Annotated in this window: 18 protein-coding genes and 1 other RNA gene; 5 read left to right on the plus strand and 14 right to left on the minus strand. The window is 51.9% G+C overall.

Annotated features, from left to right (window positions below; all coding sequences use genetic code 11):
- Positions 1 to 56 precede the first annotated feature (56 nt).
- Positions 57 to 1,607, plus strand: a complete 1,551-nt coding sequence (pdeB, locus tag ACJHXB_RS07090; RefSeq protein WP_001366446.1) for a cyclic-guanylate-specific phosphodiesterase PdeB — start codon at positions 57 to 59, stop codon at positions 1,605 to 1,607.
- A gap of 41 nt (positions 1,608 to 1,648) precedes the next feature.
- Here pdeB and ACJHXB_RS07095 read toward each other — a convergent pair whose 3' ends face one another.
- Complete coding sequence (locus tag ACJHXB_RS07095) at positions 1,649 to 2,002, minus strand: DUF1428 domain-containing protein (protein ID WP_000878140.1); 354 nt, start codon at positions 2,000 to 2,002, stop codon at positions 1,649 to 1,651.
- Between the two features lie 119 nt (positions 2,003 to 2,121).
- Positions 2,122 to 2,218, minus strand: an RNA gene (gene ffs / locus ACJHXB_RS07100) — signal recognition particle sRNA small type.
- A 162-nt stretch (positions 2,219 to 2,380) separates the two neighbouring features.
- Between ffs and ACJHXB_RS07105 the strand changes: the two genes are divergently transcribed.
- Positions 2,381 to 2,692: an MGMT family protein gene (locus ACJHXB_RS07105; RefSeq protein WP_000409911.1), complete on the plus strand. Its 312-nt coding sequence runs from the start codon at positions 2,381 to 2,383 to the stop codon at positions 2,690 to 2,692.
- Between the two features lie 30 nt (positions 2,693 to 2,722).
- On the opposite strand, the gene ACJHXB_RS07110 is transcribed toward ACJHXB_RS07105, so the two are convergent.
- Positions 2,723 to 3,295 carry a YbaY family lipoprotein gene (locus ACJHXB_RS07110; RefSeq protein ID WP_000779831.1) on the minus strand — a complete coding sequence of 191 codons (573 nt, stop codon included), beginning with the start codon at positions 3,293 to 3,295 and terminating at the stop codon, positions 2,723 to 2,725.
- Between the two features lie 217 nt (positions 3,296 to 3,512).
- On the opposite strand from ACJHXB_RS07110, the gene tesB reads away from it, so the two are divergent.
- Positions 3,513 to 4,373, plus strand: a complete 861-nt coding sequence (tesB, locus tag ACJHXB_RS07115; RefSeq protein ID WP_000075876.1) for an acyl-CoA thioesterase II — start codon at positions 3,513 to 3,515, stop codon at positions 4,371 to 4,373.
- 48 nt (positions 4,374 to 4,421) lie between these two features.
- Here tesB and amtB read toward each other — a convergent pair whose 3' ends face one another.
- The 6 genes from amtB to cof all read right to left on the minus strand — a co-directional run bounded on the left by amtB (position 4,422) and on the right by cof (position 11,262).
- The gene (amtB, locus tag ACJHXB_RS07120; RefSeq protein ID WP_000685037.1) at positions 4,422 to 5,708 is read right to left on the minus strand and encodes an ammonium transporter AmtB; all 1,287 of its coding nucleotides are present in this window, start codon (positions 5,706 to 5,708) and stop codon (positions 4,422 to 4,424) included.
- Positions 5,709 to 5,737: 29 nt separating this feature from the next.
- Positions 5,738 to 6,076 (minus strand): P-II family nitrogen regulator, encoded by a 339-nt coding sequence (gene glnK, locus ACJHXB_RS07125; RefSeq protein ID WP_000780338.1) that lies wholly within the window; start codon positions 6,074 to 6,076, stop codon positions 5,738 to 5,740.
- A gap of 180 nt (positions 6,077 to 6,256) precedes the next feature.
- Positions 6,257 to 8,038, minus strand: a complete 1,782-nt coding sequence (locus tag ACJHXB_RS07130) for a SmdB family multidrug efflux ABC transporter permease/ATP-binding protein (RefSeq protein ID WP_001256201.1) — start codon at positions 8,036 to 8,038, stop codon at positions 6,257 to 6,259.
- Positions 8,031 to 9,803: a SmdA family multidrug ABC transporter permease/ATP-binding protein gene (locus ACJHXB_RS07135; RefSeq protein ID WP_001235589.1), complete on the minus strand. Its 1,773-nt coding sequence runs from the start codon at positions 9,801 to 9,803 to the stop codon at positions 8,031 to 8,033. Before ACJHXB_RS07135 ends, ACJHXB_RS07130 begins: the two co-directional genes overlap by 8 nt.
- A gap of 29 nt (positions 9,804 to 9,832) precedes the next feature.
- Positions 9,833 to 10,291, minus strand: coding sequence for a DNA-binding transcriptional regulator DecR (decR, locus tag ACJHXB_RS07140; RefSeq protein WP_000884589.1), 459 nt, complete (start codon positions 10,289 to 10,291; stop codon positions 9,833 to 9,835).
- Positions 10,292 to 10,443: 152 nt separating this feature from the next.
- On the minus strand, positions 10,444 to 11,262 hold the full coding sequence (gene cof, locus ACJHXB_RS07145; protein ID WP_001469438.1) for an HMP-PP phosphatase: 819 nt from the start codon (positions 11,260 to 11,262) through the stop codon (positions 10,444 to 10,446).
- Between the two features lie 99 nt (positions 11,263 to 11,361).
- Here cof and ACJHXB_RS07150 point away from each other — a divergent pair, with 99 nt between their 5' ends.
- Both ACJHXB_RS07150 and queC read left to right on the plus strand, forming a co-directional pair.
- Positions 11,362 to 13,062: an SgrR family transcriptional regulator gene (locus ACJHXB_RS07150; RefSeq protein WP_001238251.1), complete on the plus strand. Its 1,701-nt coding sequence runs from the start codon at positions 11,362 to 11,364 to the stop codon at positions 13,060 to 13,062.
- A gap of 64 nt (positions 13,063 to 13,126) precedes the next feature.
- Positions 13,127 to 13,822 carry a 7-cyano-7-deazaguanine synthase QueC gene (gene queC, locus ACJHXB_RS07155; protein WP_000817245.1) on the plus strand — a complete coding sequence of 232 codons (696 nt, stop codon included), beginning with the start codon at positions 13,127 to 13,129 and terminating at the stop codon, positions 13,820 to 13,822.
- Between the two features lie 51 nt (positions 13,823 to 13,873).
- On the opposite strand, the gene fadM is transcribed toward queC, so the two are convergent.
- From fadM to lon, 5 genes are all read right to left on the minus strand, one after another.
- On the minus strand, positions 13,874 to 14,272 hold the full coding sequence (gene fadM, locus ACJHXB_RS07160; protein ID WP_001194534.1) for a long-chain acyl-CoA thioesterase FadM: 399 nt from the start codon (positions 14,270 to 14,272) through the stop codon (positions 13,874 to 13,876).
- A 93-nt stretch (positions 14,273 to 14,365) separates the two neighbouring features.
- Positions 14,366 to 14,737, minus strand: a complete 372-nt coding sequence (locus tag ACJHXB_RS07165; protein WP_000680294.1) for a helix-hairpin-helix domain-containing protein — start codon at positions 14,735 to 14,737, stop codon at positions 14,366 to 14,368.
- A gap of 150 nt (positions 14,738 to 14,887) precedes the next feature.
- Positions 14,888 to 16,759, minus strand: a complete 1,872-nt coding sequence (ppiD, locus tag ACJHXB_RS07170; RefSeq protein ID WP_000969353.1) for a peptidylprolyl isomerase — start codon at positions 16,757 to 16,759, stop codon at positions 14,888 to 14,890.
- A gap of 191 nt (positions 16,760 to 16,950) precedes the next feature.
- Complete coding sequence (gene hupB / locus ACJHXB_RS07175) at positions 16,951 to 17,241, minus strand: nucleoid-associated protein HU-beta (RefSeq protein WP_254892905.1); 291 nt, start codon at positions 17,239 to 17,241, stop codon at positions 16,951 to 16,953.
- Between the two features lie 190 nt (positions 17,242 to 17,431).
- Positions 17,432 to 19,786: an endopeptidase La gene (lon, locus tag ACJHXB_RS07180; RefSeq protein WP_001295325.1), complete on the minus strand. Its 2,355-nt coding sequence runs from the start codon at positions 19,784 to 19,786 to the stop codon at positions 17,432 to 17,434.
- Positions 19,787 to 19,904 lie beyond the last annotated feature (118 nt).

The following is a 19,904-nucleotide window of genomic DNA, read 5'->3' on the forward strand; positions in this document are numbered from 1 at the left end:
GCCTTTTTCCACAATCAGATATACTTTCCCTACACTGTGTTAATAAGGATATGCTGGTGAGAACACGACATCTGGTCGGCCTTATTTCGGGAGTACTGATTCTTTCAGTATTGCTGCCTGTCGGCTTAAGCATCTGGCTGGCCCATCAGCAGGTAGAAACATCATTTATTGAAGAGCTGAATACGTATTCCTCCCGCGTCGCTATTCGGGCCAATAAGGTGGCGACACAAGGGAAAGATGCGCTGCAAGAGCTGGAAAGATGGCAAGGCGCTGCCTGTAGCGAAGCCCATCTCATGGAAATGCGTCGGGTATCTTACAGTTATCGCTATATTCAGGAAGTGGTTTATATCGATAACAACGTTCCCCAGTGTTCGTCTCTGGAGCATGAAAGCCCGCCCGATACCTTCCCCGAGCCAGGTAAAATTTCGAAAGATGGTTATCGTGTCTGGTTAACATCGCATAACGATTTAGGCATTATCCGTTACATGGTCGCCATGGGAACGGCACATTATGTCGTCATGATCGACCCTGCTTCCTTTATTGATGTCATTCCCTATAGTTCATGGCAAATTGATGCCGCCATTATTGGCAATGCCCATAACGTTGTCATAACCAGCAGCGATGAAATTGCTCAGGGAATTATTACCAGACTACAAAAAACACCCGGTGAGCATATCGAAAATAATGGAATCATTTACGATATCCTGCCCTTCCCGGAAATGAATATTTCGATCATCACCTGGGCTTCAACGAAAATGTTGCAGAAAGGCTGGCATCGGCAAGTCTTTATTTGGTTACCGCTCGGGTTGGTGATTGGCCTGCTGGCAGCGATGTTTGTGCTGCGTATTTTGCGCCGTATCCAGTCACCGCATCATCGGCTGCAGGATGCTATCGAAAATCGTGATATTTGCGTGCACTATCAGCCGATTGTCTCCTTAGCCAATGGCAAAATTGTCGGTGCTGAGGCACTGGCGCGCTGGCCGCAGACAGACGGTAGTTGGTTATCACCAGATAGTTTTATTCCGCTGGCACAGCAAACGGGCCTTTCTGAGCCATTGACGCTACTGATTATAAGAAGCGTCTTTGAAGATATGGGCGACTGGCTGCGTCAGCATCCGCAGCAGCATATTTCGATCAATCTTGAATCCACCGTGCTCACCTCGGAAAAAATCCCGCAATTGCTGCGTGAAATGATCAATCACTATCAGGTTAATCCCAGACAGATCGCGCTTGAACTCACTGAACGCGAGTTTGCCGATCCGAAAACCAGCGCCCCGATAATTTCTCGCTACCGGGAGGCGGGCCATGAAATTTATCTTGATGATTTTGGTACGGGGTATTCAAGTTTAAGTTATTTACAGGATCTGGATGTCGACATTCTGAAGATAGATAAATCTTTCGTTGATGCGCTGGAATATAAAAATGTCACGCCGCATATCATCGAAATGGCAAAAACACTGAAACTGAAAATGGTAGCGGAGGGAATCGAAACCAGTAAACAAGAAGAGTGGTTACGCCAGCATGGCGTGCACTACGGTCAGGGCTGGCTCTACAGCAAGGCATTACCGAAAGAAGATTTCTTACGCTGGGCCGAGCAACATTTGTGAATTGTAGGGCTGACGGCACGCCGCACAGCCCGTCACGCTACCTATTCGTCGATGATTGACTCGAATCCGCCATAGATCATTCGCTTACCATCAAACGGCATGGACTCGCCGAACTCTTTCATCCGTGGGTCCGACATCATCTTTTGATTAGCAGCGTCGCGGACCTCTTTTGAAGGGTATTCAATCCAGCTAAAGACAACCTCTTCATTCTCTTCCGCTTTCACCGCCATACGAAAATCGGTCACTTTGCCATCCGGTACATCGCTGGCCCAGCATTCGACAATACGAAGCGCGCCAAACTCTTTAAACAATGGCGCGGCCTTAGCGGCCATTTCCCGATAGGCATCCTTTTTATCGGCAGGAACGGCAACCACAAAACCATCAACATACTTCATCAGACATACCTCCGAAGCGTACTGCGCAGCCAGAAAATTCTTGCGACGTCAGTCGTGGTTAAAGTTTAGCCATATTGGGATTTTTTGACGAAACGCTGGGAGGCAGAAATGGGTGGGGGCCCTGCCAGCTACATCCCGGCACACGCGTCATCTGCCTTGGCTGCTTCCTTCCGGACCTGACCTGGTAAACAGAGTAGCGTTGCGGGAGAACCAACAGAGCCCCCATTGAGAGCGTTGAGAACCAACGCGCAGGCGCATTATCACTGCTGCCCCGGCTAATTGCAACCCATTGCGTGCCGGATGCTGGTTTCTTGCGCAATGCGACTTCACTCGGGCGTTTTTCCAGATTATGCTGAAAAATTACCTCAGGAAAAAAAGATGGAAAAAGAAGATTCATTTCCCCAACGCGTCTGGCAAATCGTCGCCGCTATTCCCGAAGGCTATGTCACCACTTACGGTGATGTGGCGAAACTGGCAGGATCGCCCCGCGCCGCGCGCCAGGTGGGCGGTGTGTTAAAGCGTCTCCCTGAAGGCAGCACCTTGCCCTGGCACCGGGTGGTTAATCGCCACGGCACAATTTCGCTAACCGGACCGGATTTACAGCGTCAACGACAGGCATTACTGGCAGAAGGTGTGATGGTATCGGGAAGCGGGCAAATCGACTTGCAGCGTTATCGCTGGAACTACTAACCCTCTCCGGGCGGAGAGGGTTAACTGCGCTTAATATTGCGTAGGAGCTGGAACTGCCGAAGACGGATTCACCTGAGTTGGTGAAGTCGAAGGTACGGTAGTCGTTGCGCCACCGCTGGCCTGAACCGGCACGGCGGTTTGCTGCACCGGCACCAATGTCAGGTCGGCTTTAGTTCCGCCCTGGTTGATCACCGGCTGAACGGTATCGGTAATAAATACCAGTTTGTCATTCACGGTAATCGCCGCACTCAACAGAATACGCGCGTTCGGCTGAACATCTGCCGGGTTAAATGGCAGAACAAAGCTGAATGGTGACTGTTTGCCTTCGGTACGCACCGCTTTCTGCGCCAGCACTTTTGACGGTGCATCGGCTAACGACGCGTCAGAAAGTGTCACGGTCAGCACGGCATCAGGCGGCAGTGCGACTTTCTGACGGATCCAGACGGTACCGGAGACATTCGGTTGCTGGATAGCAGGTTGTTGTGTTGCTGAAATAGACGTATTTGCAGCCGGTGCTGGCGTCTGAATATCCGCGCTTTTATCTGCGCAAGCCGCCAACGCAATCGCAACCGCTAAACCACTGGCCATGTGCACGAGTTTCATTCACTTCTCCTTATTATCAATGCACCAGCGGGCTAACTTTCCTCGCCGGAAGAGTGGTTAACAAAATAGTAACGTCAACAAGTGTGGCACACATCACGCATTTCTGCCTGTAATTAGCCCGTAATTCAGACCATTGCACCCATCGGACCAGTGGCAAATTTGCGTTATACTCAACTCACTTTGGCTTGCTGCGGCAGCTTTGTTACTGGAGAGTTATATGAGTCAGGCGCTAAAAAATTTACTGACATTGTTAAATCTGGAAAAAATTGAGGAAGGACTCTTTCGCGGCCAGAGTGAAGATTTAGGTTTACGCCAGGTGTTTGGCGGCCAGGTCGTGGGTCAGGCCTTGTATGCTGCAAAAGAGACCGTCCCTGAAGAGCGGCTGGTACATTCGTTTCATAGCTACTTTCTTCGCCCTGGCGATAGTAAGAAGCCGATTATTTATGATGTCGAAACGCTGCGTGACGGTAACAGCTTCAGCGCCCGCCGGGTTGCTGCTATTCAAAACGGCAAACCGATTTTTTATATGACTGCCTCTTTCCAGGCACCAGAAGCGGGTTTCGAACATCAAAAAACAATGCCGTCCGCGCCAGCGCCTGATGGCCTGCCTTCGGAAACGCAAATCGCCCAATCGCTGGCGCACCTGCTGCCGCCAGTGCTGAAAGATAAATTCATCTGCGATCGTCCGCTTGAAGTCCGTCCGGTGGAGTTTCATAACCCACTGAAAGGGCACGTCGCAGAACCGCATCGTCAGGTGTGGATCCGCGCAAATGGTAGCGTGCCGGATGATCTGCGCGTTCATCAGTATCTGCTCGGTTACGCTTCTGATCTTAACTTCCTGCCGGTAGCTCTACAGCCGCACGGCATCGGTTTTCTCGAACCAGGAATTCAGATAGCGACCATCGACCATTCCATGTGGTTCCATCGCCCGTTTAATTTGAATGAATGGCTGCTGTATAGCGTGGAGAGCACCTCGGCGTCCAGCGCACGCGGCTTTGTGCGCGGTGAGTTTTATACCCAGGATGGCGTGCTGGTTGCCTCGACCGTTCAGGAAGGGGTAATGCGTAATCATAATTAAAAAAATAGCCGGAGGTGAAAACCGTCCGGCTGTTTTTTGCAGTGCTTGTTACGCGTTATATGCATTCTCGCCGTGGCTGTTGACATCCAGCCCTTCTCGCTCCTGTTCTTCCGGCACACGCAGGCCAACCGTCAGATCCGCCAGTTTGTAGCCAATAAATGCCACCACACCGGACCAGACGATCGTAATGGCGATGCTTTCCAGCTGTACCAGCAACTGATGGCCCATCGTCACACCTTCAGCGAAGCCCACGCCGCCCAGCGAGCTGGCGGCAAAAATCCCGGTCATGATACAGCCGACAATGCCACAAACGCCGTGCACACCAAAGACATCGCAGGGATCATCCACCCGCAACAAGCGTTTGAGCATGGTAACGCCCCACAAGCCCGCCAGACCAGCTACCACGCCGATAATCAACGCGCCGCCAACACCAATGTAGCCACACGCTGGCGTCACGCCGACCAGACCGGCAATCGCGCCTGAACACGCTCCCAGCAGTGAAGGCTTACCACGCAGCGCCCATTCACCGAAGATCCAGCCAAGAATTGCCGCCGCCGTTGCGACCACAGTATTCACAAATGCCAGTGCTGCGATTTCATTCGCCGTGCCCGCTGACCCGGCATTAAAGCCAAACCAACCGATATAGAGAATGGCAGTCCCGGTGAAGACCATCGGCAGGTTGTGCGGTTTAAACGCCTCTTTGCCGAAGCCCACGCGTTTGCCTACCAGATATGCGCCCACCAGACCGGCGATTGCGGCGTTAATGTGGACCACCGTGCCACCCGCGAAATCCAGTGCACCGTGAGAAGCCAGCAAACCGCCGCCCCAGACCATATGCGCAATCGGAATGTAGGAGAGCGTCAGCCATACCACCACGAAAATCAACACAGCTGAGAAGCGGATTCGTTCCGCCAGCGCCCCAACTATCAAGCCTACGGTAATGCAGGCAAACGATCCCTGAAACGCTACGTGAATATACTGATAAATGCTGCCCATCACCGCCGTCAGTTCGATGTTTTTCAGCATCAGCCAGTTAATGTTGCCGAAGAAGTTGTTGCCCTCACCAAACGCCAGCGAGTAACCGTAAACCACCCAGAGAATACAGACCAGTGCAAACGTCACCGTCACCTGCGTCAGCATCGACAGCACGTTTTTGCCGCGAATCAACCCACCGTAAAACAGGGCAATCCCCGGAATAGTCATAAACAGCACCAGCGCAGTACAGATCATCATAAACGCATTGTCGGCTTTATCGGCCACCGCAGGTGCAGCCATTACCAGTCCCGGCAGCATCGCCAGTGAAGCAAGCCCAGTTTTTATCGTCGCTATCTTCATTTTTCGTTCCTGTTGCTGTGTGCCAGAGATTACAGCGCCGCTTCGTCGGCTTCGCCGGTACGAATACGAATGACGCGTTGCAATTCAGCGACAAAGATTTTGCCGTCGCCAATTTTTCCGGTGTAAGCCGCCTTACTGACGATATCGATCACTTCATCGAGTTGGTCATCAGCAATCGCCACATCAATTTTTACTTTTGGCAGAAAGTTGACGCTGTATTCCGCTCCCCGGTACAGCTCGGCATGCCCTTTCTGACGCCCGAAACCTTTCACTTCGGTGACGGTCAGGCCCTGAATACCAATGGAAGATAACGCTTCACGAACGTCTTCCAGCTTGAATGGTTTGATTATCACGGTCACCAGCTTCATAGATCCCCTCCGGTCAGAATTCGGTAATGGTTCTGCTACACGAAGAAGGTATTGCAAGCGGTGTGCCAGAAATGAAAAACGAGAAGGAGAGCAGGAAGTTAAGAAGATTGAAAACAAAAACGCACTATGACAGTGCACAGTGCGTTACATTTTTGCACCAACGATGAAATATTGCGCTATTCAGGCGCTCAATGATTCCTCTTCACGCACGCTGGCTGCCAGCTCTTCGCCCGCAAGTTGCAGTTGATACATCTGCCAGTAGCGACCCTGGGCCGCCAGCAGTTGCTGGTGAGTGCCCTGCTCCACGGCTTGCCCACGATGAAGCACCAGAATGGTGTCGGCATCAACAATGGTCGATAAGCGGTGAGCAATCACCACCAGCGTGGTATGTTCACGCACCGCCGCCAGAGCATGTTGAATCGCCTGTTCAGTACCGGAGTCAATGCTGGCGGTTGCCTCATCAAGGATCAGGATTTGCGGCGTCTCCACCAGCACGCGTGCCAGTGCCAGTAGTTGCTTTTGCCCGACGGAGAGATTATTCCCCTGCTCTCCCAGCGGCGTATAAATACCATCACTCATGCTGCGCGCCAGCTCCGCCAGTTGCACGGTTTCCAGCGCCTGCCAGACGCGTTCTTCGGAGATATCACGTCCCAGCGTCACGTTGGCGAGAAAGGTATCCGCCAGCACTACCGGATCTTGCTGCACCATCGCCACGCCCTGACGCAGCGCGCTGTGACTTAACGAACTTAATGGACGACCATCAAGGCGAATCTCACCTTCCGTTAGCGGGTAATAGCCCATCAATAAACTGGCGAGGGTACTTTTACCACTGCCGGTATGCCCGACCAGCGCCACAAAGTTGCGCGAAGGCACCGAGAGATTAATGTTCTTCAGTACCAGATTGTCATCGCGATAAGCAAATGACACGTTATCGACTTCAATGGTGCCGCTCTGTAAGGGGCGATCATCATTACCATATTGCTGGCGCGGTCCGTCCATCAGCTCAAACACGCGCTCACCAGCAACAACAGCCTGTTGCAGCATCGCCTGTTGCGTGGTCAGTTCGATTAAGGGTTCGTTAAGTCGCCCAAGATAGCTGATAAACGCATACAGTACGCCCACTTCAATGGTGCCGCTGGCAGAGAAGCCAAACAGCATCAACAATCCACAAAGAATGAGCGATGAAAACAGACTCAGCAGCGGACGCAGCAGAAAACCGTCGAGGCGCAGGGTTTGCATCCTCGCCATATAGTGTGAACGACTGGCCTCACCCATACGTTCGCCAAATCGCGCCTGCTGACGGAACTGCTGGATGACGCTCATGCCATTGATGATTTCGTTAAAGCCGTCGTTAATATCCGCCAGATAGGCGCGCACACGACGGACAATTGGCGTGCTGTAACGCTGGTATATCACCATTACCACCAGCACCACCGGGAAAATCATTATCGCCACCAGCGCCATTCGCCAGTCGAGACTAAACATCGCCACCAGCATCGCACCCACCAGGGCGGCGCTACGCAGGACCGTTGCCACTACGGTAACGTAGAGGTCGCGGATCACTTCAGTATCATTAGTGACGCGGGAAATCACCTGCCCGACAGGTTGGGTATCAAACTCGCTTAATGGCTGGCGTAACGCAGCATCCATCACGTCGGTACGCAACTGTTGCACTACGCCTACTGCCGCCCGATTAAACAGCAGCGACTGCGCGTAATGTAGCCCGGCGGCAAACAGTTGTAGCCCAACATACGCCGCAGCCAGCCCTGCAACCACTTTCAACGGCAGGTTATTTTTCGCTACCATATTGTCGATAAAATAGCTGATAAGCAGCGGCCCACTGACTTCTGCCGCTGCCGCAACCCACATCATCAGGACTGCAATCCCCAGCGGTTTACGCCACGGCGAACCGTACGCTAACAGACGCTTGAGAGTCGGCCACAGTTGGCTAAAACTACGCATCGACGGCCTCCTCGCGAATTTCCGGAGCGTCGTCGAGCGCCGCCTCCAGTTGTTGATAGCGATACATATCGCGATACCAGCCGCTTTGTTGCGCCAGCTCATCATGATTGCCACGCTGAGCGATATGTCCGTGCTGCATCACAATAATGTCACTGGCTTCCGTCAGTGCCGAAAGGCGATGGGCACTGATGATTACCGTTCTTCCCTGCCCCCACTGCCGCAGGTTATGCAGGATCTGGTGCTCTGTGCGTCCGTCCACCGCTGAAAGCGCATCATCAAGGATGAGGATTTCCGCGTTGACTAATAACGCTCGAGCAATGGAGATACGCTGTTTTTGTCCGCCAGAAAGCATCACACCGCGCTCGCCCACCTCTGTATCGTAACCTTGCGGTAGACGCAAAATATCGTCATGTACGCTGGCTAACCGCGCGACATGCTCAATCTCTTGCTGTGTGGCATTCGGGCAACCCAGCGCGATGTTGTTCGCCACGGTGTCGGAAAAAAGAAATGGCGTCTGGCTGACCACCGCCAGGCGGCTACGCCAGCTATCGAGTTGTAACTTCGTCAGAGGAATATCATGAAAGCGAATATCCCCCTCGCTGACGTCGAAATGACGCTGAATGAGCGACAACAGGGTACTTTTGCCGGAACCAGTCGGCCCGCAGATACCCAGCATCTGACCGGGTTTCAGGGCGAAATTGACGTTTTCCAGCGCAGGATGGTCAGTCTGCGGATACGTGAACTGGTGAATATTTACATCCAGTTCGCCACGACCTTCTGGCACGGGTTCGCTACCATCGTTCACCACCGGCGCTTCCGCCAGCATCGCGCGAATACGGCTGTACGCAGCACTACCACGCTCCACTATGTTAAACATCCATGCCAGCGCCAGCATTGGCCAAATCATCAGACCTAAATACATCATAAAACTGGTGAGCTGGCCCAGCGTTAAACTGCCCTGCACCACCATCCAACTACCGCCGCCAATCGCCAGCAAGTTCGCCATACCAATCGCGATATAGATGGTCGGGTCGAAACGAGCATCAATACGCGCCACCCGCATGTTTTTTTTGCCGGTATCTTCGGCATCCGCGGCAAATAACGCCGACTGGCGATCTTCCAGACCAAAGGCTTTGATCATGCGGATACTGGTGAGGCTTTCCTGGGTGCGGTCATTAAGACTGGAAAACGCCGCCTGTGCCAGCTTAAAGCGTTCATGCAAAGCATCGCCGTTGCGCTTAATCATGATCGCCATCACTGGCATCGGCAACAGGGCAAATAAGGTCAACTGCCAGCTAATTTGCGTAGACATCATAATCAACACAGCGCAGCCCATTACCAGTGAATCCACCAGCGTCAGCACCCCTTCTCCGGCGGCAAACACGACGCGATCGACGTCATTGGTCGCACGAGCCATGAGGTCACCCGTGCGATGACGCAGGTAAAACTCAGGATGCTGCCGGCTTAGCTGACGGTAATAATCTTCACGCAGTTCGACAGCCAGTTGATAAGACGCGCCAAACAGCAATATGCGCCAGACATAACGCAGGAGATAAACCACAACGGCAATCAGCACCATGGTGGCGATCCACATCAGGATCTGCCCGGTAGTAAAGTGTTGTTCTGTCACGCCATCGACAACAATACCAACCACTTTTGGCGGAACCAGTTGCAGCATCGCGATAATGACAAGCAAGGCGACAGCCCCGAGATAGCGACGCCATTCCCGACGGAAATACCAGCTTAATTGAGCAAATAATCGCACGCGTTGTGTCCTGACCTGATTCTGGATATTTATTCGATGGGTAAAGAAGTGGTGTATTTAATCTGTTCCATCGCGAAGCTGGAAGTGACGTCCGACAGCCCCGGCACGCTGTTTACCAGACGCTTATAAAACTCGTCGTAGCGTTTCATGTCGGCAACCTGGACGCGCATCAGATAATCGTATTCACCGGCCATGCGCCAGAACCCCAGCACTTCTGGCATTTCGGTAACCACCGTGACAAAGCGGCAATACCATTCGCTGCTGTGATGTTGCGTTTTTATCAGCACAAAGGCAGTCAGGCCGAGGCCTATTTTTTCCGGATCCAGCAGGGCGACTTTGCCGATAAGAATACCGTCGTCCTCCAGCCGTTTCAGACGCTTCCAGCAGGGGGTAGTTGTCAGATTAACGGCTTCAGCCAGTGCCTGCAAAGAGAGGGTGCAATCCTGCTGTAGTAAGGCCAGCAGCTTACGGTCAATTTTATCTAACATAGCCCTTCCACGGAGAATTTTTTTCTCTTTTAATTCTATTTTAAAGGTGAAATCGCGACAATTTATTCTGTGCGGTTTAAACACCACGGCACAAAATGACAAATTCAACGCAAAAAAAACCGGGCAATTGCCCGGTGCTGGAAGGGATCTCGTTATTCGGGGGAATAAGGTAGATGTGGATAGTCCAGCCAGTGCGTCAAATAGTGAGAGACAGCCTGATTTCGGCAATGTCCAATCACCGGTAAATGCGGGAGCTCCGCGCGCAATTGCGGCATCGCATTGCCCATAATAAATCCGCTACCGACGCTGCCTAACATTTCGCGATCGTTCATCGCATCACCAAAGGCCATGCAATCGCGCAACGATAAACCTAAATGTTGGGTCAGCACCGTCAATGCAGCGCCTTTATTGCAGCCCACCGGCAGCACTTCGAGGCAATCCGTGGCGGAAAAACACAAATGTGCACGCTCGCCTAATGCTTCGTATAGCTGGATCTGCAAGCGTGTAAGATCGTCGTGATCGCCACAGAAGCAGATCTTGGTGACGCTGCCGAGTGGCATTTTTTTGACATCGATTATCTGATAACGAAAACCGCTATAGACAAATGCCTGCAACAACGCAGGGATCTCTTTCCCGGTAAACCAACCGTCGTCATTGAAGATATGCATGCTGGCTCGGGTATCCCATTGCTGATACAGCACCAGCTCCACGACATCCGCAGGTAAATCATCACGATGTAAAAGTTCACCTTCCAGAGAATGCACGCGCGTTCCGTTGCCGGTAATCAAATATGCATCCAGCGATAGCGCCCCGAGAATATGCTGCATCTCCAGCGCATGACGCCCCGTGGCAAAAGTGAGGGTAATGTCGCGTTCACGCAGTCGCGCCAAAGTAGAGAGGGTTTTCTCACCTAAATGATGGTCAGGCATCAATAAAGTGCCATCCATATCAAATGCTGCCAGACGAGCCATTTCTTTCTCCACTCTGTGACACGGTTAATGGTGATTGAGTATCACCTGATATATACGGAAGTAATAGTGAATAGTTAAATAATATTGTTCCGGGTTTATATGCGACTGCTCAACCGTCTTAACCAGTATCAACGTCTGTGGCAACCTTCCGCCGGAAAGCCGCAAACCGTCACCGTCAGCGAACTGGCCGAACGCTGTTTTTGCAGCGAACGCCATGTTCGTACGCTGTTACGCCAGGCACAGGAGGCGGGATGGCTGGAGTGGCAGGCGCAGTCAGGACGCGGAAAGCGCGGGCAACTACGCTTTCTGGTCACGCCAGAATCGCTACGCAATACGATGATGGAACAGGCGCTGGAAACCGGAAAGCAGCAAGATGTGCTGGAGCTGGCGCAACTGGCCCCAGGTGAGCTGCGCACTCTGTTACAGCCGTTTATGGGCGGACAATGGCAAAACGATACACCCACGTTGCGTATTCCATACTATCGCCCGCTCGAACCGCTACAACCGGGCTTTTTGCCCGGCCGTGCCGAGCAGCATCTCGCCGGACAGATATTTTCCGGCCTGACCCGCTTCGATAATAATACCCAGCGCCCGATTGGCGATTTAGCGCATCACTGGGAAACCTCTGCTGACGGGTTACGCTGGGACTTTTATCTTCGTTCAACCCTACACTGGCATAACGGCGATGCAGTAAAAGCCTCACACTTACACCAGCGATTATTGATGCTGTTACAACTGCCAGCACTGGATCAATTATTTATTAGCGTGAAGCGTATTGAAGTCACCCATCCGCAGTGTCTGACCTTCTTTTTACATCGCCCTGATTACTGGCTTGCGCACCGGCTGGCGAGCTATTGCAGCCATCTGGCGCATCCGCAATTCCCACTGATCGGCACGGGTCCTTTTCGCTTAACACAATTCACAGCGGAGCTGGTGCGCCTGGAAAGCCATGATTATTACCATTTACGTCATCCGCTGCTTAAAGCGGTTGAGTACTGGATAACTCCGCCGCTTTTCGAAAAAGATTTGGGAACCAGTTGTCGGCATCCCGTGCAAATCACCATCGGCAAACCGGAGGAGCTGCAACGGGTCAGCCAGGTCAGTAGTGGCATCAGTTTAGGTTTTTGCTATTTAACGTTGCGCAAAAGTCCCCGACTGTCCCTCTGGCAGGCGCGAAAAGTGATCTCCATTATTCATCAATCCGGTTTATTACAAACGTTAGAAGTCGGAGAAAACCTGATCACCGCCAGTCATGCATTACTGCCAGGCTGGACTATTCCGCAATGGCAAGTACCGGATGAGGTCAAACTACCGAAAACCTTGACGCTGGTTTATCACCTACCGATAGAACTTCATACCATGGCAGAACGTCTACAGGCGACACTGGCAGCGGAAGGCTGTGAACTCACAATTATTTTTCATAACGCAAAAAACTGGGACGACACGACCCTACTGGCACACGCAGACCTCATGATGGGCGACAGATTAATTGGCGAAGCACCGGAATATACCCTGGAGCAATGGCTGCGTTGCGATCCACTATGGCCACATGTTTTCGACGCTCCAGCATACGCACATCTACAATCGACACTGGATGCCGTGCAAATAATGCCTGATGAAGAAAACCGATTTAATGCCCTGAAAGCGGTTTTTAGCCAGTTAATGACAGATGCGACGCTGACGCCGCTGTTCAACTATCACTATCGCATTAGTGCCCCTCCCGGCGTGAACGGTGTGCGACTGACACCGCGCGGCTGGTTTGAATTTACCGAAGCCTGGCTTCCCGCGCCGTCGCAATGAATAGCTGGTCCGGGTTAATCGCAGGCGTTACCATAACGCTTTTATTGTTCAAGCAGGATTATCTATGAAACGTGCTGTCGTTGTGTTCAGTGGAGGCCAGGATTCCACCACCTGTCTGGTGCAGGCATTACAACAATATGATGAAGTCCATTGCGTAACGTTCGATTACGGTCAGCGGCATCGCGCAGAGATCGACGTGGCACGCGAGCTGGCCCTGAAACTGGGCGCTCGTGCACATAAAGTGCTGGATGTGACACTGCTCAACGAACTGGCGGTCAGTAGCCTGACGCGTGACAGCATTCCGGTGCCTGATTATGAACCTGAAGCCGATGGCATCCCGAATACGTTTGTCCCAGGGCGTAATATTTTGTTCCTGACACTGACGGCGATATATGCGTATCAGGTAAAAGCAGAAGCCGTCATTACCGGCGTCTGCGAAACGGATTTCTCCGGCTACCCGGATTGTCGTGATGAGTTTGTGAAAGCACTGAACCATGCCGTCAGTCTGGGTATGGCGAAAGATATTCGTTTTGAAACGCCGCTGATGTGGATTGATAAAGCGGAAACCTGGGCGCTGGCTGATTATTACGGCAAACTGGATTTAGTGCGTAACGAAACGCTGACCTGTTATAACGGCATTAAAGGTGACGGTTGCGGTCATTGCGCAGCATGTAATTTACGCGCCAATGGTTTGAATCATTATCTGGCCGATAAACCGACGGTGATGGCAGCGATGAAGCAGAAAACCGGGTTGAGGTAATTATTCCGGGTGTCGCCGGATGCGGCTTGAGCATCCGGCACCACAAAACGTTTACTTAACCATCTGCTCCAGCTTTTCGCGCAATTCCCCTTCCAGAGCTAATGCTTTCTGCGTTTTAAGATCAATACAAACAAACGTAATAAGCGCATCCGCTACCACCTGCCCTTCCGGCTCCAGTGTAATGACCTGGCTTAGGATGCCGCTTTTACCGTTTAATTGCTGCAACTGACTGGTAATGGTTAACAGGTCGCTTAATACCGCCGGGCGACGATAGTTAATATTGATATTGACCACCACGAAAGCGATGTTATGGGCCGTCATCCACTGAAAACTGTCGCTATTTTCCAACCCATCCCAGCGGGCTTCTTCGAGAAACTCAAGGTAGCGAGCGTTGTTAACGTGCTGGTAAACATCGAGATGATATCCACGAACTTTGATTTGTGTTTGCATAGCGCAATAACCTTACGTTGTTGTTATAAGTACAGAGGCCATAACTGGTATGACCTCTTTAGCCTGGCAAAAAATTGCCACTATGCAAATTAATTACAAGGTTAATACCGCCAGATTACGTTCCACCAGCGAATTGCCCATCCCCGGCACCTGCTTGAGATCCTCCACCGTTTTAAACGGACCGTACTCTTCGCGATAACTGACAATCGCCTGCGCCTTCTTCAGGCCAACGCCATTCATCGCGCGGGCTAACTCTTCCGCGCTGGCATTATTAATGCTGACCCGGGTGCCTTCTTCGTCACTGGCTTTCGCCGGAACTGCTGCTTTACTTTGTGCTGCAGGAGCTTCCGCTTTGGTTTCTACCGTTGTCGGTTTTGCCGCAGGAGCTGCCGCCAGAGCACTATGAGACATTCCGGCACAGGCCAGGGACAGGGTAATGAGCAGTGCTTTAATTCCGTGTTTCATACTGTTTTCTCCTTGTTTGTTAACAGTGGAATCACCTTAACGGCAGTGAAAACAGTAAACAAATGGCAATGTTCAGAAATGGAAAAGGCCGCGAAAGCGACCTTTTCTTGTTACAGCTGCAAAGCATTTTTTTGCGAGGCGGCTTCAGGATTATTGCTGTTCCAGCGCATCGCCAATTTTGATTTTCGCCTCTTTACGCAGGTTACTCATCAGCGCTTCAAAGACGATTTGTGCGTTGTTCTGGGTGATACCCTGCACCATCGCTTTTTTCTGATCTTCCGGCATTGAACCTTGTTTCACTTCGTCCAGCGCCAGCAGAACCACATTACCTTGCATATCGGTCGCCATACCGTAGCTCGATTTGTCTTTCGCTGGCAGTGGTAGTGCAAACGCCGCCTGGCTAATCGGGTCACGACCGGAACGGCTTAAGGTTTTCGGCTCGCCAAATTTCAGACCGGCAGCCTGCATAGCTTCCGCACCTTTGCCGGCTTTCAAATCAACCAGCAATTTTTCAGCATCCACTTTCGCCTGTTGTTCAGCTTTGTTGTGCTGAACCAGTGCCTTAACTTGTTCCTGAACATCTGCCAACGGTTTCACCGCTTCCGGTTTGTGCTCGCTGATGCGCAGCACGAATGCGCGGTCGCCGTCTACGGTGATGATGTCAGAGTTGATGCCCGGCGCGCCGTTTTCACCTACCAGACCGCCGTTGAAGATAGCGTCAGCAACCGGCTTGAAGTTCAACTCTTCCGGCAGGTTATCTTTGCTGAACCAACCCGTCTGAGTGGCTTTAACGCCGGCAGCTTGCTCTGCACCGGCCAGAGACTCGGTATCATTGCTTGCCGCATCGCTCACTTTCTGCTGCAGTGCGTAGTACGCATCGAGGGCTTTTTCGTGTTTCACTTTCGCCGCGACATCGTCACGCACTTCGTCTAACGACTTCACTTTCGCTGGCTGAATGTCGTCCAGACGTACAATCAGGAAACCGACCGAAGATTTGATGACACCAGAGAGTTGGCCTTTTTCTTTCAGACCAGCATTTTTCAGTTCATCCGGGATAGTGGCATCTTCTAACCAACCCATATCGCCGCCGTTACGGGCAGAGATAATATCGGCAGATTTTTCTTTGGCTAACGCAGCAAAATCACCGCCTTTATTCAGCTCATCAAGTACCGCTTTCGCTTCATCTTCAGTTTTGGTCTGGATGATGCTGTAGCGGGTACGCTGCGGCTGGGTGAATTGATCCTGATGCTGATCGTAGTAGCTCTGGATATCCGCATCGCTAACCGGTTGCTGCATCGTTGCGGCATCCAGCTTGATGTAACTCACGCGGAATTGTTCCGGCGTCATGAAATTGTTTTTGTTTTGTTCGTAGTAGCTGGCAATTTCCTGTTCGGTCACAGGCTGCTTCGCCGCCAGCGCGTTAACATCGATAGTCGCTTCACGCACCACGCGTTGTTGAGCTACCAGTGCCGCCAGCTCGTCGGTTTCACCTTTCAGCATAAAATCGGTACCGGCAACGCCGTTAATCAGCTGTTGGGTAGTGAGCTGGTTACGCAGCGCCTGGGCGTACTGATCGGCGGTCATCCCCATCTGGTTGAGGATACCGTTATAGCGGCTGTTATCAAATTTGCCGTCAACCTGGAAGGCTGGGGTCGCGAAAATCGCCTGTTTAACCTGGTCATCGCTGATACCCAGTTTCAGCTCACGAGCGTACTGATCCAGCAGCGCCTCGTCGATCAGACGATTCAGCACCTGTTGACGCAGGGTTTTCATATAGCCTTCGTTCGCTGCAAGCTCAGAGTATTGATCGCCCAGCTGTTGCTGCATGCGATTACGCTCGCTGTTGAAGGCGTTCTCGAACTGCCCACGGCTGATTTCCTGGTCATTCACTTTTGCGGCGTAGTTATTGCCTCCGCCAATCAGGTAACCACTCACGCCGGTCAATATGAACGACACGATAATGATACCGAAAATAATCTTGAGCACGAGACTGTTTGCAGCCGTGCGTAAGCTGTCCATCATGGTGTAACAACACTCCGCTGTAGATGACTGTGTACCTCACGCAACGTATCGATGCGCGCAAAGGCCTATTGTGACAAGAAACGGGGGCAATTGTCAGCCCACAAGACGCAGAAAGTCACCGAATACAAATAAAAAAGGCACATCAGTAGATGCGCCCTTGAACTTCGTCACATCCCCACTGGGGACAACGCTTAGTTTACCGCGTCTTTCAGTGCTTTACCTGCACGGAAGCTCGGTACTTTAGCGGCAGCGATGGTGATCTCTTTACCGGTCTGCGGGTTGCGGCCAGTACGGGCAGCACGCTCTTTAACGGCAAAAGTACCAAAACCTACCAGTGCTACATCATCCCCTTCTTTCAGAGATTCAGTTACGGAAGCAATAATAGCATCTAACGCACGGCCAGCCGCAGCTTTAGAGATATCAGCCCCTGCAGCAATCTTGTCGATCAATTGAGATTTATTCACTCTTCTCTTCCTCTTTATAATTTATATCGCACTTGAATCCTTCAAGGTACGAACGCGCAGCAGTTATATCAGGCCAGCCATCCCCTTACAACACCCCTTAATAAGGGCAAGCCCGATCCGCCATCTAACTTAGCGAGACAAAAAAAGGCTGGCAAGCCCGAATTAGCCTGCCAGCCCTGTTTTTATTAGTGCATTTTGCGCGAGGTCACTATTTTGCAGTCACAACCTGCATGCCAGACGGTTCATTTTGCAGCGCCAGAGTCAGAACTTCCTCAATGCGCTTCACAGGATGAATGTCCAGATCGGCAATTACGTTGTCAGGAATCTCTTCCAGATCGCGTTTATTTTCGAACGGAATTAACACTGTTTTAATCCCGCCGCGATGCGCTGCCAGTAGTTTTTCTTTCAAACCACCGATCGGCAGTACCTGACCACGCAGAGTGATCTCACCGGTCATTGCCACATCGGCACGAACCGGGTTACCGGTCAGGCAAGAAACCAGCGCGGTGCACATAGCAATACCGGCACTCGGACCATCTTTCGGCGTCGCACCTTCCGGTACGTGGACGTGGATGTCACGTTTTTCGTAAAAATCAGGGTTGATCCCCAGTTTTTCCGCACGCGCACGAACCACCGTTAACGCCGCCTGAATAGACTCCTGCATCACTTCGCCGAGCGAACCGGTATAGGTCAGTTTGCCTTTACCCGGAACACATGCGGTTTCAATGGTCAGCAAGTCACCGCCCACTTCCGTCCACGCCAGACCGGTTACCTGACCGACACGGTTTTCGTTATCCGCGCGACCATAGTCGAAACGCTGAACACCGAGATAGTCATGCAGGTTATCGCCGTTAATTTCGATATGTTTTAATGACTTATCGAGCAGTAACTGCTTAACCGCTTTGCGACACAGTTTGGAGATTTCACGCTCCAGACCACGCACGCCCGCCTCACGGGTGTAGTAACGAATAATGCCGATAATGGCACTATCGTCGACGGTCAGCTCACCTTTTTTCAGTGCATTACGTTCAATCTGCTTCGGCAGCAGGTGACGTTTGGCGATGTTCAGTTTTTCATCTTCGGTATAACCGGAGAGGCGAATCACTTCCATACGATCCAGCAGCGGTGCCGGAATGTTCATGGAGTTCGACGTCGCGACAAACATCACGTCGCTGAGATCGTAATCCACTTCCAGGTAGTGGTCGCTGAACGCTACGTTCTGCTCTGGATCCAGCACTTCAAGCAGTGCAGAGGCCGGATCGCCTCGCATGTCAGAAGACATTTTGTCGATCTCATCGAGCAGGAACAGCGGGTTTTTCACGCCCACTTTCGCCATTTTCTGGATCAGTTTACCCGGCATAGAACCGATGTAAGTACGGCGGTGACCACGGATTTCCGCTTCATCACGCACGCCGCCCAGCGCCATACGGACATATTTACGCCCGGTGGCTTTGGCAATGGACTGACCAAGAGAGGTTTTACCTACCCCCGGCGGCCCTACCAGGCAGAGGATCGGTCCTTTGATTTTGTTGACACGGCTTTGAACCGCAAGATACTCAAGGATACGATCTTTCACGCGCTCCAGACCATAATGGTCGGTATCAAGGATTTCCTGCGCCTGACGCAGGTCTTTTTTGACCTTGCTACGCGCATTCCACGGCACCTGTACCATCCAGTCGATATAACCACGCACTACGGTCGCTTCTGCCGACATCGGAGACATCATTTTCAGCTTCTGCAACTCTGCTTCCGCTTTCTCTTTTGCCTCTTTCGGCATTTTCGCCGCGTCGATTTTGCGCTTCAGGGCTTCGTTTTCGTCCGGCGCGTCGTCCATTTCACCGAGTTCTTTCTGAATAGCTTTCATTTGCTCGTTCAGATAGTACTCACGCTGGGATTTCTCCATCTGCTTCTTAACGCGGTTGCGAATGCGTTTCTCAACCTGCAGCAGATCGATTTCCGATTCCATCATTGCCATCAGATATTCCAGACGTTCGTTAACGTCGGACATCTCCAGAACGGACTGTTTGTCAGCCAGTTTCAGCGGCATATGTGCAGCAATGGTATCCGCCAGACGCGCCGGGTCGTCGATGCTATTCAGCGACGTCAGCACTTCTGGTGGGATTTTTTTGTTCAGCTTGATGTAGCCTTCGAACTGGCTGATTGCAGTACGCACCAGCACTTCCTGTTCCCGCTCATCAATGGTCGGCGACTCCAGATACTCCGCCTTCGCAGAAAAGTGTTCGCCATTGTCAGAGAGCGCAGAAATACGCGCGCGCTGTAACCCCTCGACCAGCACTTTGACGGTGCCGTCAGGCAGTTTCAGCATCTGCAATATAGAGGCCACGGTCCCGACGGTGAAAAGATCGTTTACACCCGGCTCATCCGTTGAAGCTTCTTTCTGCGCGACCAGCATAATTTTTTTATCATGGTCCATCGCCGCTTCCAGACAACGGATAGATTTTTCCCGCCCGACAAATAAGGGGATGACCATGTGCGGATAAACCACCACATCGCGCAGCGGCAATACGGGGATTTCAATGCGTTCAGAACGCTCAGGATTCATAGAGCTCTCTCTTAGTTTAATTTCCGCCAGGTAATCAGATGACACGACTGTGCTTCACGCCATCTATTAACATGTACGTCAGTATATGGGGATGTTTCCCCCACATTCAACGCCGAGA

Origin of the sequence: Escherichia sp. WS3227_2 (assembly GCF_046486495.1) — a bacterium.
GTDB classification, from domain to species: Bacteria; Pseudomonadota; Gammaproteobacteria; order Enterobacterales; family Enterobacteriaceae; genus Escherichia; species Escherichia coli.

Coding starts and splice junctions, on each gene's coding strand:
- amtB (WP_000685037.1), bottom strand. CDS start 5,708: ATGAAGATAGCGACGATAAAAACTGGGCTTGCTTCACTGGCGATGCTG.
- ACJHXB_RS07130 (WP_001256201.1), bottom strand. CDS start 8,038: ATGCGTAGTTTTAGCCAACTGTGGCCGACTCTCAAGCGTCTGTTAGCG.
- glnK (WP_000780338.1), bottom strand. CDS start 6,076: ATGAAGCTGGTGACCGTGATAATCAAACCATTCAAGCTGGAAGACGTT.
- lon (WP_001295325.1), bottom strand. CDS start 19,786: ATGAATCCTGAGCGTTCTGAACGCATTGAAATCCCCGTATTGCCGCTG.
- ACJHXB_RS07110 (WP_000779831.1), bottom strand. CDS start 3,295: ATGAAACTCGTGCACATGGCCAGTGGTTTAGCGGTTGCGATTGCGTTG.
- queC (WP_000817245.1), top strand. CDS start 13,127: ATGAAACGTGCTGTCGTTGTGTTCAGTGGAGGCCAGGATTCCACCACC.
- tesB (WP_000075876.1), top strand. CDS start 3,513: ATGAGTCAGGCGCTAAAAAATTTACTGACATTGTTAAATCTGGAAAAA.
- ACJHXB_RS07095 (WP_000878140.1), bottom strand. CDS start 2,002: ATGAAGTATGTTGATGGTTTTGTGGTTGCCGTTCCTGCCGATAAAAAG.
- ppiD (WP_000969353.1), bottom strand. CDS start 16,759: ATGATGGACAGCTTACGCACGGCTGCAAACAGTCTCGTGCTCAAGATT.
- decR (WP_000884589.1), bottom strand. CDS start 10,291: ATGTTAGATAAAATTGACCGTAAGCTGCTGGCCTTACTACAGCAGGAT.
- cof (WP_001469438.1), bottom strand. CDS start 11,262: ATGGCTCGTCTGGCAGCATTTGATATGGATGGCACTTTATTGATGCCT.
- ACJHXB_RS07150 (WP_001238251.1), top strand. CDS start 11,362: ATGCGACTGCTCAACCGTCTTAACCAGTATCAACGTCTGTGGCAACCT.
- ACJHXB_RS07165 (WP_000680294.1), bottom strand. CDS start 14,737: ATGAAACACGGAATTAAAGCACTGCTCATTACCCTGTCCCTGGCCTGT.
- ACJHXB_RS07105 (WP_000409911.1), top strand. CDS start 2,381: ATGGAAAAAGAAGATTCATTTCCCCAACGCGTCTGGCAAATCGTCGCC.
- fadM (WP_001194534.1), bottom strand. CDS start 14,272: ATGCAAACACAAATCAAAGTTCGTGGATATCATCTCGATGTTTACCAG.